This is a genomic window from Olleya sp. Ti.3.14 (assembly GCF_038154885.1).
In the GTDB taxonomy this organism is placed as follows: domain Bacteria; phylum Bacteroidota; class Bacteroidia; order Flavobacteriales; family Flavobacteriaceae; genus Olleya.
The window spans coordinates 80,164-96,371 of the sequence record NZ_JBAKAO010000013.1 but is presented as its reverse complement, the minus strand read 5'-3'; the positions used below and the strand labels follow the sequence as shown (position 1 = coordinate 96,371).

Here is a 16,208-nt window from a genome sequence, read left to right as displayed (position 1 = left end):
AATGTATTATCTGTTGCTGGAGAACCTGCTCCAGTTGGAGCTCCTGTTCCAGCTGGTTGAACAACTACTTCCCAAGCAGCTTCTGTCCCTCCTAAGGTCCAAGATAAATCTACAGATGTTGATGTTATACCTGCTGCTGTAATAGCAGATGGATTTGGACAATCCGTGTTAAATATTGAAACATCGTCAAAAGCAAAACCGTCATCCTGACCTGATCCATCAGAAGCAAAAGCAAATCTAAAGATTACATTTGTCTGACCAACTAATCCATCTAATGCATGATTAACATTAATCCATCCATTTGAACCTGAACCATTACGTCCAGTCCATCCAACTTGCTGTCCTCCTGGATTACCGGTAATAGTTCCATCATTATACCAGTTTGGGTCTCCTAAAGCGCCTACATTCTGCCAAGATGTCCCTCCATCTATTGAACTTTGGAATACAGCACCATCCCAACTAAATTCAGACTCGTACCATATATTAAATGATACTGTTGGTGCAGTTAAAGAAGACAAGTCAAACACTGGGCTTGTAACAAACGAATCATCATTAGCGTTGTAGTTGCCTGTTAAGTTAGTTACCCAGGAGTTAGCACCTGAAGCTGCACTATTTATTACTACTGCAGCTGGTAGACCAAGTGCCCAAGTACCATCATTGGTATTATCGGCAACCCAACCACCATCACCTGCTTCAAAATCTTCTGAATAAGGGTAAGTTGTAATTTGTGAATTAGCTTGCCATCCTATAAATAATAGTAGCAAAGCTAAAATGAACGTAGTTTTTTTCATTAGTTTGAGAAATCGTTAGTTAATTTAATCACCTAAACTAAAAAAAAAACAACGTGAAAAACTGTTAAAAATGCTATTATAGATTAACTGCTAATTTCATCGATAAAGCGTGTTAAAATAAGCAGTAAATGCCTACAACAACTAAGGTGCAGGGTTTGGAATTATGGCATGAATATTTTCTATCTGTTCCATTAATTCTTCATTTAATGTTAAATTTATAGAATTAATATTTTCTTTTAACTGAATTAAGCTTGAAGCACCTATAATATTACTAGTTACAAAAGGTCGACGATTTACAAATGCTAACGACATTTGGGCCAATGACAGATTGTTTTGCTCGGCTAATTCTAAATATTTTTTTGTTGCTAGCGTAGATTGCTCACTACTATATCTTGCAAATCTTGGAAACAATTTTAATCTAGAATTATCTCCAGCAATCCCTTTTACATATTTTCCTGACAACACTCCAAATGCCATAGGAGAATACACTAATAAACCAATATTTTCTCTTAAAGATACCTCAGCCATATCTCCTTCGAAAACACGGTTTAAAAGCGAGTAAGCATTTTGGATGGTTACTGGTCTTGGTAAGTTATTAGTTTTAGCTTCCTCGAGATAACGCATAGTTCCCCAAGCTTTTTCATTGGACAATCCAATCTCTCTAATTTTTCCTTCTTTTTTCACTTGGTTTAAAGCTTCAAGAACTTCTTTAAAATTATCTATCCAAGGATCGTTTGGGTTATGCTTGTAGTCTCTAACTCCAAAGGTATTGGTTTGACGTTCTGGCCAATGTAATTGATACAGATCTATATAGTCTGTTTGTAATCTTTTTAACTCTAAATCTACAGCCTCTTTAATTGATTCTGCTGTAAAACCTGTTGTACGTATATGTGCTGTATAATCTCCTGTACCAGCTATTTTTGAGGCAACAACTATATCTTCTCTTTTTTTATTTTTAAGCCATGTCCCAATAATCTTACTTGTTCTACCTGATGTTTCGGCTGTTGCTGGAACAGGATACAGCTCTGCTGTATCAATAAAATTAACACCTTGCTCCACTGCATAATCTAATTGTGCATGACCTTCGGCTTCGGTATTTTGATTTCCAAAAGTCATTGTGCCTAAACATATTTTACTGACTTTTATGTTTGTATTTGGAAGTGTTGTGTATTTCATCGATTTGATTGTTTAGCTTTTAAACAAATATAAAAAGACCTTTAATTATTGTTAGTAATTAAAGGTCAAATGTTTGTTAAGGTTTGCGTTAAGGATAGAAGTGGCATCCTTTTTTGCTGCCATATATGGCAAAAAAAGATATAACGGATAGCCTGACCCTTGTGGTAACGCGCTTAAATTAATTATTTAACAGGTTGGTAATCTTGTCTAATTTTGGTGTTAAAATAACCTCGATACGACGGTTTTTAGCTTTACCTTCTGCTGTTGTATTTGGTGCAATTGGAGCAAACTCGCCACGACCTGCAGCTGTTAAGTTATCCGCTTTAATATTTGTATTTTCTTGTAGAATGGTTACAATTGCTGTGGCGCGTTTTGTTGACAAGTCCCAGTTGTTGCTAATGTTTCCTTTTGGTGGATATGGTGCATTATCTGTATGACCTTCTATAAGTACAGATATTTCTGGGTTGTCACCTAATACGGTTCCTAATTGTTGTACTGCCTTACGTCCTTGTGTACCTACTGCCCAACTACCTGACTCAAAAAGTAATTTGTTTTCCATTGAGACGTAGACTTTACCGTTGCGTTGCTCTACAGTTAGTCCTTTACCTTCAAAGTCTGTTAAGGCACTTGATATTGCATTTTTAAGAGCTGTCATTTCTGCTTCCTTGGATGCGATAATGCTTTCTAGATCTGCTACACGTTGCGAGCGTGCTTCTAACTCTTTTTTAAGTTGTGCTAGTCTTGCGTTTTCTGCAGCTAATGCCTGCTCTTTAGTTTCTAGTTGCGCTAATAACTCTCTGTTTTTTTGTGTGTTTGCAGCGATTGCAGAACTGCTATTAGCATCTAACGCGTCGTAAGAAGCTTTTAGGGCATCATATTTATTTTGTGCTACTGCATAATCTGTTTCTAGTTGGTCACGACGTTTAACTGCATCGTCATATTTTGCTTGTAGTTGTGCTAAATCATTACTAGCTTTATTTTTAGCTTTTAACAAGTCATTGTTTTCATCTTTTAGGTTTCTGTTTTCTTTTTTTAAGGTTGCATATTTACCTTCTAACTCCTTATACACTTTTGGAGATACGCAACTGGTTGCTAAAAGCACTAATAGGATTACTGAAATTCTGTTTTTCATTGTTATTATTTGGGATTATGATTCAATTTCGACTAAAATAGGACAATGGTCACTATGTTTAGCTTCTGGTAATATAACTGCTCTTTTTATTTTTTGTTGTAATGGTTGGCTAACCATTGCATAATCTAAACGCCAACCTTTGTTATTAGCTCTTGCATTTGCACGATAGCTCCACCAAGAATACTCTTGACGCTCAGGGTTTAAATGCCTAAACGAATCTATAAAACCTGACTCTATAAAATCGCCTAACCACTCACGCTCTTCCGGTAAAAAACCAGAAACACCTTTCATTTTAGGGTTGTGGATATCAATTTCTTCATGACATATATTGTAGTCTCCACAAACTACTAAATTGGGTAACGTATCGGTTAATTTGTTTAAATACTTTTGGATTAAATCCATGTAGTCAAACTTATGCTCTAATCTTGCAGCATTGGTACCAGAAGGTAAATACATACTCATAATTGAAACATTGTCATAATCTACACGAAGGTTACGTCCTTCAAAATCCATAGACTCTATTCCTGTTCCATACTCGACATGATTAGGTTTTGTTTTACACAACACAGCAACACCACTATAGCCTTTTTTTTGAGCGCTAAACCAATAGTTATAATGGTAACCAGCGTCTTTGAACAAATCTAAATCCAACTGTTCTTCCATTGCTTTTATCTCTTGTAAACAAATCACATCAGGATTGGCACTTTGTAACCATTCTATAAATCCTTTATTAATTGCTGCCCTAATTCCGTTAACGTTATATGAGATAATTTTCATGTGTATTAGTTTGATGTTTTTGTTTATTTACTAGCTTTTTATTCAGCTAGTTTTGCACTAAAAATATTTGTTTCTGCTAAATTAAATAATGCTTTACTTTTACAAGATGAATTACGCCATTTTTACTGAAAAAATATTAACAAAATAATCTAGTTATATTGGTGTTATAGATATAGATGAAATTAACCATTACTTGTTTTTTTATTTTCTTCGGAATTTTTGCGTTTGCGCAAGAACAAACTAATGGGTTAAACCGAAAAGTTTTTGCTACTAGTAAAAACATCCAAATTGACAGTGTAAGTATTAATAACATTGGTTTTAAAATTGAAACCAAAGCAGGTGCTGTTATAGACACAAGTTATTATAAAGTAGACTTTGGAAAATCAACACTTACATTTTTAAAACCTGTTACCACAGATTCCATAATAATCAATTATCAAAGTTATCCCGAATTTTTAACCAAAACCTACAAACAGTTTGACAAAAGTGTTATTGTAGAAAACACAGACAATATTAATAAACTAGTCCAACTAACACAACCTAACACTAACAGCAGCTACAAACCGTTTGATGGCTTAACAACCTCTGGAAGTATTAGTCGTGGTGTAACTATTGGTAATAATCAAAACTCAGTTTTAAACAGTGAGCTTGATTTACAAATTACAGGAAAACTAAACGATAACGTCTCGCTTCGCGCCAGCATACAAGACGCCAATATACCTTTACAAGAAACCGGTTACTCGCAACGTTTAGATGAGTTTGACCAAGTGTTTTTAGAATTATTTTCTGACAATTGGGCTATTCGTGCTGGAGATATAGATTTAATTAATGACCAATCCTACTTTGCATCCTTTACAAAGCGTGTACAAGGATTACAAGTCAAAGCTAAATTTGGAGACGACGACCAACAGACTAACGTATTTGCATCTGGCGCTTTAGTGCGTGGTCAATTTACTAATTATCAATTTACTGCTCAAGAAGGTAACCAAGGTCCTTACAAACTGCAAGGTCCAAACGGAGAATTATTTGTACTAATTGTCTCTGGTAGCGAAACCGTTTATGTAAATGGTGTAGCATTAAAGCGTGGCGAAAACGAAGATTATATTATAGATTATAACGCAGGCGAAATTATTTTTAATGCCACTTACCCAATGACTTCCGAGATGAGAATTAGCATAGATTTTCAATACTCTGAAAGAAATTACTCTAGAATTGTAGCTTATGGTGGTGGAAATCATGAAAGCGAAAAACTAAAATTAGGCGTTTCAGTGTATTCTGAAAATGACTCAAAAAACAATCCTTTACAACAAAACCTATCGCAAGAACAAGTGGCAATTTTAAGTAGCGCAGGAGACGACTCACAACAAATGGTTGCCTTGTCTGAAGTACCAGAAACCTACAACGAGAATAGGATTTTATATAAAAAAGAAGATTTTAATGGTGACACTATTTATGTGTTTTCCAACAATCCAGACGACACCTTATTTGGTGTTACTTTTACATTAGTTGGAGACAATCAAGGTGATTATATTTTATCTTCTAGCAATGCTATAAATAACATTTATCAATTTACGCCACCTATTGTAGGCGTAAAACAAGGTAATTACGCACCAATTGTACAATTAGTAGCGCCAACATTATTGCAAATAGCAACCGTAAACGGAGTTTATCAACCTACTAAAAAGACAAAAGTTGGTTTTGAAGTTGCTGCCAGTAAAAACGATCTAAACCTATTTTCTAGTCTAGACGATGCCAACAATAATGGCTTAGCCACCAAATTAACAGTAGAGCAAAACGTAATAAAAAATGATAGCTTATGGAATGTAAATGCAGTTTTTGATGCAGATTATATTCAACAAGATTTTAAAACTATACAACGTCTGTATGCTCCAGAGTTTAATCGTGATTGGAATTTGAGCCAAGACAATTCAAACCTACTAAATGTCAACCTTGATAACCAAGCATTAATAACTGCAGGATTACAAAGTTATCACTATAAAAAAGGTCAAATCAATTATAATTTTCAACATTTAAATTATTCCGAAAATTTTAATGGAAACAAACATAATCTTAACGCCAATTTAAACATTGGCAATATACGATTAAACACTGCATCTAGTATATTAAAAGCAAATGGAACAACAAACTCCTCTAAGTTTTTCAGAACCTATAATAAAGCCATATACAACCTAAAAAAACAATGGATTGGAACAGGTTTTTCTGCAGAAGAAAACAAAGAACGTGTTAACCAAACACAACAATTTACCAGCTTAACACAACGTTTTACTGCTTACGAAGCTTTTACAGGTATTGGTGATAGTACAAATGTCTACGCAGAAGTTGGCTATAAACATCGTGTAAATGACAGTTTACGTAACGGTAAACTAGATCGTGTAAACAGCTCAAACACATATTATTTAGACACTAGATTACTTAAAAACGAAAAAACAAATCTGTCATTATATGTTAATTACAGAACTTTAAAAAATGAAGACCAAGAGCAACCAAACGAAAACTCATTAAACTCTCGCCTATTATTTAATCAGCGTTTTTTTAAAAATGGTATTATTTGGAACACTGCTTTTGAAACTAATTCCGGAACCTTACCTCAACAAGATTTTACTTATGTGCAAGTCGAACCTGGTCAAGGTGCGTATACATGGATAGATTATAATGAAAACGGAATCCAAGAACTTGAAGAGTTTGAAATAGCGCAATTCCAAGATCAAGGTGAATATATTAGAGTCCTTTTACCTAATCAAGTTTTTATTAAAACACATCAAAATAGGTTAAGTCAAACCCTTACCCTAAACCCTATTGATTGGGTAAACGCAGAGAGTAAAACCAAAAACATATTCTCTAAATTTTATAATCAAAGTAGTTATTTAATTGATCGAAAAATTATACGCGACGATGCTGATTTTGACTTAAATCCATTTAAGCAAGGCGAAGACAACCAACTAGGCTTAACACTTAATTTTAGAAATGTCTTATTTTTTAATCGTGGAAAACAACGTTACACCACGTCTTACACCTATTTATGGAATAGTAGCGAAAACACATTAAGCTTCGGATTTATAGAGAATAATCTTAAAAGTCATCAGTTAAATTTTATACATAAAATTAAAAACAGTTGGTTAGTAACTGTGACTTCAGCATTGGAACAACAATTTAGCAACAGCGAAAATTTCAGCAGTAAAAACTTTGATATTGACACCAATAAACTCAACCCTAAGTTATCCTATTTATTAAACGACAATGTGCAATTTGATGTGTTTTATCAATTTACAAACAAAGACAATACTATTAATAATTTAGAAACCTTAAAACAGCAAAAATATGGTCTTTCTTTTGCATATTCTCCAAAAGGAAATGCTCAAGTTGGTGCCATTTCTGGCGAATTTAATGTTTTTAACAACACCTTTGAAGGTAACGCTAACAGTCCTGTCGCTTTCCAAATGCTTGAAGGTTTACAACCCGGAAAAAACTTTACTTGGACCTTATTAGCACAAAAAAAACTAACCAAATTTTTAGATTTAAACCTAACGTATTTTGGACGTAAGACTGAAACCAGCAAGACCATACATACAGGAAACGTACAACTAAAAGCTTATTTTTAAGACATTTGTAACTTTTGTTACCATAAGACACATCTAATTTTGTAAATTTGATTGTTATTATGAGCAAAATTCTAGCCATCACCTATTCACTTTTGATTCTCGTGCAGAGTTTCAACATAAACTTGGAAGATATTTCCAAGTTTAGTGCGTTGCTAGAGCATGCCGAATTCCATAAAGCAAATTATGGTGATACGTTTTTTGAGTTTTTAGCAGAACATTATGGAGACGCTAGAGATACGCATGATAACGAGCATAAGGAACACGAAGATCTTCCTTTTAAGGATAGCCATCATATGTGTACACATATTAATACCTCTTTTATAGGTATTGCAAACAACTTCACGATTAACTACCAAGAATTTATTGAAATCCCTTTTAACTTTCACTATAACGAAACAGTAACAGACGCTGTTAAAACTTCTATTTTTCAGCCACCCAGAGCTTCATAATTCAATTTAGATCTTAATCCTATTTACTTAAAATAGGTATTTTATTATTTCTTAATTTTTATGAATTATGTTAGAAAACATCATAAAATTCAGCTTAAAAAATAAGCTGATAATTTTCCTTTTTACTGCCTTTATTGTAGGCTTCGGTATTTTCTCGTTAACCAAAATACCAATTGGTGCAGTACCAGATATTACCAATAACCAAGTACAGGTTATTACCACATCGCGTAATTTATCTACGCAAGATGTCGAGCAATTTATAACCTATCCTGTGGAACTTGAAATGGCTAATTTACCAGGTGTTGAAGAGATCCGATCGGTCTCAAAATTTGGATTATCCGTAGTAACCATCGTTTTTAATGATGACATGGGAACCTTTTTACCAAGACAGCTTATTGCTGAAAAAATAAAATCGGCTTCCGAGAAAATACCAGAAGGTTTTGGTTCTCCAGAAATGGGACCAATAACTACTGGTTTGGGCGAAATCTACCAATACATTTTAGATGTAAAACCTGGTTACAAAAACAAATATTCCACAACTGATTTACGTACCATCCAAGATTGGATTGTAAAGCGTCAATTGTCAGGAATTCCTGGAGTGGTTGAAGTGAATACTTGGGGCGGATTTTTAAAGCAATACGAAGTTGCTATTAACCCAAACAAACTAACTGCAATGAATATTTCTATTGCAGAAATTTACAATGCTTTAGAAAAAAACAACAGTGTTTCTGGTGGTGGTTATATCGAAAAAAATGACAAAGCTTTTTTTATTCGTGGCGAAGGTTTGGTAGGCACATTAGAAGATATTAAAAACATAGTCGTTAAAAATGATGGCTCACCAATTTACATTAAAGATGTTGCTATTGTTGACTTTGGAAGCGCAACACGTTTTGGAGCAATCACTGGGAATGGTGAAGGCGAAAAAGTATTAGGACAAATCATGATGCTCAAAGATGGTAACTCTAAAGAAGTTATTGACACTGTAAAAGAACGTGTCGCATCCATACAAAGCACATTACCAGAAGGCGTTTATATTAATGTTTTTTTAGAGCGAAGTGAATTGATTGCAAAAACAACATTTACAGTTGCCGAAAACTTAATTCTAGGATCATTAATTGTCATTTTTGTGGTGGTTTTATTACTTGGTAATTGGCGTTCTGGTTTAGTGGTTGCTTCGGTTATTCCGTTAAGTTTATTGTTTGCAATAATTTTAATGCGTCAATTTGGTGTCGATGCTAATTTAATGAGTTTAGGTGCTATCGATTTTGGGATTATTATTGATGGTGCTGTTATTATTGTCGAGTTTATTGCGTTTCAAATCATGTCCAAATCTGCACATCTTTCCGAAATTAATAGAAACGAAAAACAAGCCGAAATTGACCAAATAACACTAAAAAGCGCTTCAAAAATGATGAGTTCAGCCATTTTTGGGCAATTAATCATATTAATCGTGTTTATTCCAATTCTATCTTTAAGTGGTATTGAAGGTAAAATGTTTAAACCTATGGCAATGACTTTCAGCTTTGCTTTAATAGGCGCCATGATTTTATGTTTAACCTATGTTCCTGTGGTCTCATCGTTGTTTTTAAAACCAAGCAAACAGTCTGCAAAAAACATTTCGGTTAGACTAATGCACTTCCTTAATAAAGCATACCAACCTATTATTAATTGGGCTTTATCTAACAAAAAGATAGTAGTTGTATTATCTGCAATTTTACTAGCGTCTAGTATATGGATTTTTAGTAAAATGGGAGGCGAATTTGTACCCACTTTAGACGAAGGCGATTTTGTTATTCAGCCTGTATTAAAAACAGGAACTTCACTTGGAAAAACGATAGAAATCACAACAAGAATTGAACAAATTCTTTTAGATAATTTTCCAGAAGTAGACCAAGTGGTTACACGTATTGGCGCTGCAGAAGTCCCAACAGACCCAATGTCTATGGAAGAAAGTGATGTGATTATTAAACTGAAAGCTAAAAAAGAATGGACATCTGCACATAGTAAAGATGAATTAGCAGATAAGTTCAAGGAAGCCTTAACCGTAATTCCTGGAATAGAAGTAGAATTTACCCAACCTATAGAAATGCGATTTAACGAGCTAGTTACTGGTGTTCGTGCAGATGTTGCTATTAAAATTTTTGGAGAAAATTTAACCATTTTAGCTAATAAAGCAGATGAAATTAAAAGACTTATTGAAAATGTAGAAGGTGCTGCAGATATTTCAGTCGAAAAAGTAGAAGGCTTACCACAAATGAGTGTAAAATTCAAGAGAAGTAAAATTGCGCGTTACGGACTTAATATTTCCGATTTAAACGATGTTATTTCCATGGGATTTGCTGGTAAAACAGCAGGAAGTGTTTTTGAAGGTGAAAAACGTTTTGACTTAGTGCTTCGACTTCAAGAAAATAATAGAAAAAACATGGAAAGTCTTCAAAACCTCTATGTCGATACACCAAACGGAAACAAAATTCCGCTTAGCGAATTAGCAGAAATCAACTATACCACTGGTCCAGCACAAATATCTAGAGACGACACCAAACGTCGTATTGTAGTTGGTATTAACGTTAGAAACCGAGATTTACAATCTGTTGTAAACGACGTGCAACAAATTATTGAAAGCAAGTTAAAACTACCTGTTGGTTACAACATTACTTATGGTGGACAATTTGAGAACCTTCAAAGTGCAAAAGACCGTTTATTAGTGGCTGTTCCTGTAGCTTTAGTATTAATATTTATTCTGCTTTATTTTGCATTTAACTCGGTTAAAGAAGCACTAATTGTGTATTCTGCAATTCCATTATCTGCAGTTGGTGGCATCCTATTATTATGGTTGCGAGATTTACCTTTTAGTATTTCGGCAGGTGTTGGTTTTATTGCATTATTTGGAATTGCAGTACTAAACGGAATTGTATTAATCGAGCATTTTAAAGAACTTAAAGCGGAAGGTTTCAGCAATATAAACGAACGTATAAAAAAAGGAACTACAGAGCGTTTACGCCCAGTTTTACTTACTGCAGCAGCTGCAGCTTTAGGGTTTTTACCTATGGCTGTTTCTACAAATGCTGGTGCAGAAGTACAACGTCCTTTAGCAACGGTTGTTATTGGTGGTTTGTTTACTGCAACTTTACTAACCTTAGTAGTATTACCTGTTTTATATGCTTGGTTTGAAGAAAAAAAAGCGCTTAAAATGAATAAAAAATCAATAGTTTCAATAATTGTTTTGCTATTAACTTTTAGTGTTCAAGCGCAAAACAACCCTTTAACTATTAAACAGACTTTAGAATTGGCAATAGAGAATAATGCATATTTAAAAGCTGAAAACTTAAAAATTGACCAATCTAACGCGTTAGTTAGTTCGGCTTTTACGTTTGACAAAACGAGTGTTTATTATAATTATGACGAAAGTAATTTAGCGATAAACAATCAACCTCTTAAAGTTTTTGGAATCTCACAAGACTTTAAATTTCCAACAGTTTATTTTGCTGAAAAGAGAGTAAACATATCTAAAGTTAGTTTACAAGAAGCTAATTTTAGTTTGCAATTACAGCAAATAAAAAAACAAGTTTACGCTAATTATTACCAATTAAGTTATGCTAAAAACAAAGCCAAAAATTATAAGTATTTAGACAGCTTGTATAAAGATTTTGCTCAAAAAGCAAAGCGTCGTTTTGAGTTAGGCGAAACTAATTATTTAGAAATGATTACTGCACAATCCAAACAAAAACAGTTGGAAACACTCTATAAACAGTCGCTTCAAGACGTTGTTTTATATAGAGAACAACTCAAAAAAATAGTGCAAGTAGATTCTATTTCTATTAAAGACAGTTTGCTTCAAAAACTAGAAGTAGCACAATTATCTCCTAATCAGAATGTAGGTTTATCGGTTTTTGATGCGTCTATAAATTATCAAAAAGCACAAACTAAATTAGAAAAACAAAGTATGCTTCCAGATTTAAATGCGGAGTATTTTCAAGGTACAAACAGTACTTTAAACGATAATATTAAAGGCTATCAATTAGGCCTTAAAATTCCTATTTTATTTGGTGGTCAACGTTCAAAAATTAAAGCTTCAAAAATTACACAAGATATTATTGCCGAACAAAAACAAGATTATCAGGCTAAATTAAATGCAGAATATCAATCGTTATTGGCAAAGCTTCAGCAGTACGAAGACGCTATTAATTATTACGAAACGCAAGGAAAAACCCTTTCCGAAGAAATTATAAAAACAGCAAATAGAACCTTTAAAGAAGGTGAAATTGATTTCTTTCAATACATACAAAGTTTAGAGACTGCAAAAGATATTCAGCTTAGCTATTTGGAGCAATTAAATCAATACAATCAAACCGTAATCACCATCAATCACTTAACACTATAAAGAGATGAACAAGATATATATCCTATTATTTTCGCTGGTTTTAGTAGCCTGCGGAAATTCAGAAAAGACAACAGAACTAGTTCCTGAAACGGAATCACATAACGACGACATTACAATTACAAAAGCTCAATTTGACGGCGAAAAAATGGCTTTTGGCACCTTAGCCGAATACGATTTTAACGAAACCGTAAAAGTAAACGGAATGATAGATGTGCCACCAAAAAACAAATCTAGTGTTTCTACTTTTACAGGTGGTTATATTACAAAAACACCATTATTAGTTGGAGATAGGGTAAAAAAAGGACAGCTTTTAGTCACCTTAGAAAATCCAGAATTTGTAGAGCTTCAGCAAAATTACTTGGAAGTTTCAGAGCAATTAAATTATTTAAAATCTGAATTTAACAGACAAAAAACATTGTTTGATGAAAAAATTACTTCAGAAAAAAACTATTTAAAAGCCGAAAGTGCTTACAAAAGCAACCTTGCGCATTATAACGGATTACGCAAAAAATTACAAATGTTAAATCTTAATCCGAGTAGCGTAGAACAAGGACGCATTGCTTCAACTATAAACTTATATGCACCAATTTCCGGACATGTTACAAAGGTTAATGTTAGTAACGGAACCTATGTTTCGCCAAGCGATGTTATCATGGAAATTGTGGATATTGACCACATTCATTTAGAACTATTAGTCTTTGAAAAGGACATCATGCAAATTAAAAAAGATCAAAAAATCGAGTTTACCATTCCTGAAGCATCAGATAAAACCTTTGAAGCAGAAGTACATTTAGTTGGTACTACAATCGATGAGCAAACACGACGTGTTAAAGTACATGGACACGTAGATAACGACAAGGAAAACTTTATTGTTGGTATGTTTGTAGATGCTGATATTTTTATAGATAGTAAAAAAGGGTTCGGATTGCCAAAAGAAGCACTGATTGAAGTTGATAATGAGTTTTTTGTTTTAATTTTAGACGAAGAAAATACAGATGAATTTCATTTTGAAACGTTTAAATTAGAGCTTGGTAAACAAACCGAAGCCTATGTCGAAATTTTAAATTCTGCAGCTTTAAAGGATAAACAAATAGTAGTTAAAGGCACAAATATGTTACTAAATAATGGCGAAGGAGGACACAGTCATTAACCATAATCATACAGCATACATTACATGAGCAACCATAACAACGACACACATAACCACAATCATAATTTAATTTTTGGTAACAAAACAGAACTCTATTTTGCCTTACTTTGTGGTGTTTTTTTGGTCGCTGGATTTACTATTGAAAAACTAACCGATTTACCAGCTTGGGCATCATTAATAAGCTACATGGTTTCATACTTTTTTGGTGGTTATTTTATTTTTATTGAAGCGTTAAAAAAAATACCAAAAGGCCAATTTGATATAGATTTTTTAATGATTGCTGCTGCAATTGGAGCTGCATACATTGGTAGTTGGGCAGAAGGTGCTTTGCTTTTATTTTTATTTAGTTTAGGTCATGCGTTAGAGCATTACGCGATGAATAAAGCTAAAAAATCTATTGAAGCATTAAGTGATTTATCACCAAAAACAGCATTAGTAAAAAACGGAAATCAGCTTATTGAAACCCCAATTGAAGATTTAAAAATTGGAGATACAATTGTAATAAAACCAAACACTAAAATTGCAGCAGATGGCGTAATAATTAGTGGAAACAGCAGTATTAATCAGGCACCAATTACTGGAGAAAGCATGCCTGTTGACAAAACAGCAATTGCAACTTTAAACAATTTACCAGAGTTTAAACACATCGATAAAAAACATATTGCATTTACAGGTACTATAAATGGAGATAGCACTATTGAAGTGCATGTTTTAAAACTTAGTCATGACTCTACAGTGGCACGATTAATTAAAATGGTGAGTGAGGTGGAAACCCAAAAATCACCAACACAACGTTTAACCAAAAAGTTTGAAAAATGGTATGTCCCAATTGTAATAATTGTGGTTGTTTTACTCTGTTTTGCCTACTTAATTATAGACGAAACGTTTAACGAAAGTTTATATAGAGCTATAACCGTTTTGGTAGCAGCAAGTCCTTGTGCTTTGGCCATATCTACACCAAGTGCAGTCCTTAGCGGAATTGCAAGAGCAGCACAAAAAGGGGTGTTAATTAAAGGCGGAAAAGCGTTAGAAGATTTAGGAAGCATTACCACAATTGCGTTTGATAAAACAGGAACGTTAACTGAAGGAAAGCCAAAATTAACCAATGTGATTGCTATAAATAATTTTGATGAAAATGAATTTCTACAAATTGTTTTAGAAGTAGAAAGTTTAAGCAATCATCCACTAGCAAAATCAATAGCAAAGGACATTGAAAAGCTACATAACATACGTTTTAAAGGCATTGCTAAAAACATTGAAGCCATACAAGGAAAAGGAATTACTGCTATATATGACAACGCTAAAGTGTTTATTGGTAATCTAAAATTAATGCAAGACGAAAGCATTACTGTTGAAGACACTTTAATCACAACAATGGATGGTCTTTTACAAGATGGTCATACCGTTATGTTGGTTGCTTTAAAAAATGAAGTAATAGGTATAATTAGTGTTATGGATACGCCAAGACAAACAGCAGAAAGCACATTAAAAAGGCTAAAAGCAATTGGTATTAAACGTATGATTATGCTAACAGGAGATCATCAAAATGTCGGTGATGCCATTGCAAAACAAATAGGTTTAACAGAAGCAAAAGGAAATTTATTACCAGAAGATAAAGTCAAAGCTATTAAAGATTTGTTAGCAACAGACGGGAAAATCGCCATGATTGGAGATGGCGTAAATGATGCACCAGCAATGGCTTTAAGTACAGTTAGTGTTGCCATGGGAGCAGCAGGAAGCGATGTCGCTTTAGAAACTGCAGACGTTGCTTTAATGTCTGATAAAATAGAAAACTTACCTTTTGTTATTGGGTTAAGCAGAGCGTCTAAACGCATTATTAAAGAAAATATTTTTATAAGCTTAGGCGTTGTCGCTATACTTGTTCCTGTTACAATTTTGGGATTAACTAATATTGGATTAGCTGTATTATTTCATGAAGGGTCAACCATAGTGGTTGTTTTGAATGCTTTACGTTTACTAGGTTATAAAGAACATTTATAAAACCATATTTACTTACGCAACCTTTTACTACATTTAACATCTAATAATGGTATGGCTTTTGATAAGTTATACGCTTTAATCAATCAACCTAATTTATGAAAAAAACACATTTATTATTCGTTTTATTATTAACATCCTTTTATGGATTTGCTCAAAAAGACATTGAAACAACTACAAAAAAAAATGAAATTTCATCAAATTTATTTGACTTAGTAGTCGCAGGATCATTTAACGTTAATTACGAACGTTATTTAGAAAAAAATCAGTCGCTTTTTATTGGAGCAACGTTTTTTGACACTTATGCTTACTATGATACTGGATATATAAAAGACTCTGACGCTATTAGTCTTAAAGCAGCATATGTTATCTATTTTTCAAAGAAAAAAGATCATGCTGGTTTTTACTTTTATCCGCAAGCCAAACTTAGAACAGGAACTGTAACTGTAGAAGATTATTACTATTACGACTATGTTAGTGACACTAATGTAGAAGAAGAATATACGTATGATGTAGACGGTTTTTCTTTAGGCTTTGGTATTGGTCATAAATGGGTGTTTAATGACACTTTTACGTTGGGAATTAACGGAGAAATAGCAAGAAATCTTGGTAGTATTGATGATGATTACTTGGATAATGTTGAGCCAAGATTTGGAATTAATTTTGGAATTAGATTCTAAAATTTAGAAAAATAAATAAAAAAGCCCACACTAATTAGTTTGGGCTTTTTTTAT

9 protein-coding genes and 1 pseudogene are annotated in these 16,208 nt (G+C 33.4%); 6 read left to right on the top strand and 4 right to left on the bottom strand.

The annotated features are described in order from the left end of the window. From V6251_RS14805 to V6251_RS14790, 4 genes and pseudogenes are all read right to left on the bottom strand, one after another. Positions 1 to 791 (bottom strand): annotated as a pseudogene (locus V6251_RS14805) (hypothetical protein); the annotation flags it as partial. Positions 792 to 932: 141 nt separating this feature from the next. After that, positions 933 to 1,967 (bottom strand): aldo/keto reductase, encoded by a 1,035-nt coding sequence (locus tag V6251_RS14800; protein WP_341588945.1) that lies wholly within the window; start codon positions 1,965 to 1,967, stop codon positions 933 to 935. 178 nt (positions 1,968 to 2,145) lie between these two features. After that, a complete protein-coding gene (locus tag V6251_RS14795) occupies positions 2,146 to 3,099 on the bottom strand; it encodes an OmpA family protein (protein ID WP_341588944.1) in 954 nt (317 codons plus the stop codon). Between the two features lie 15 nt (positions 3,100 to 3,114). After that, entirely contained in the window at positions 3,115 to 3,876 is a 762-nt protein-coding gene (locus tag V6251_RS14790) for an exodeoxyribonuclease III (protein WP_341588943.1), read from the bottom strand. A 176-nt stretch (positions 3,877 to 4,052) separates the two neighbouring features. Between V6251_RS14790 and V6251_RS14785 the strand changes: the two genes are divergently transcribed. From V6251_RS14785 to V6251_RS14760, 6 genes are all read left to right on the top strand, one after another. Continuing rightward, positions 4,053 to 7,496, top strand: coding sequence for a hypothetical protein (locus V6251_RS14785; protein WP_341588942.1), 3,444 nt, complete (start codon positions 4,053 to 4,055; stop codon positions 7,494 to 7,496). A 122-nt stretch (positions 7,497 to 7,618) separates the two neighbouring features. Next, the gene (locus V6251_RS14780) at positions 7,619 to 7,945 is read left to right on the top strand and encodes a hypothetical protein (RefSeq protein ID WP_341588941.1); all 327 of its coding nucleotides are present in this window, start codon (positions 7,619 to 7,621) and stop codon (positions 7,943 to 7,945) included. A gap of 67 nt (positions 7,946 to 8,012) precedes the next feature. Beyond that, on the top strand, positions 8,013 to 12,326 hold the full coding sequence (locus tag V6251_RS14775) for a CusA/CzcA family heavy metal efflux RND transporter (protein WP_341588940.1): 4,314 nt from the start codon (positions 8,013 to 8,015) through the stop codon (positions 12,324 to 12,326). Positions 12,327 to 12,330: 4 nt separating this feature from the next. Next, the gene (locus V6251_RS14770; RefSeq protein ID WP_341588939.1) at positions 12,331 to 13,476 is read left to right on the top strand and encodes an efflux RND transporter periplasmic adaptor subunit; all 1,146 of its coding nucleotides are present in this window, start codon (positions 12,331 to 12,333) and stop codon (positions 13,474 to 13,476) included. A gap of 24 nt (positions 13,477 to 13,500) precedes the next feature. Beyond that, entirely contained in the window at positions 13,501 to 15,477 is a 1,977-nt protein-coding gene (locus tag V6251_RS14765; RefSeq protein WP_341588938.1) for a heavy metal translocating P-type ATPase, read from the top strand. Positions 15,478 to 15,572: 95 nt separating this feature from the next. Continuing rightward, positions 15,573 to 16,154, top strand: coding sequence for a hypothetical protein (locus V6251_RS14760; protein ID WP_341588937.1), 582 nt, complete (start codon positions 15,573 to 15,575; stop codon positions 16,152 to 16,154). Positions 16,155 to 16,208 lie beyond the last annotated feature (54 nt).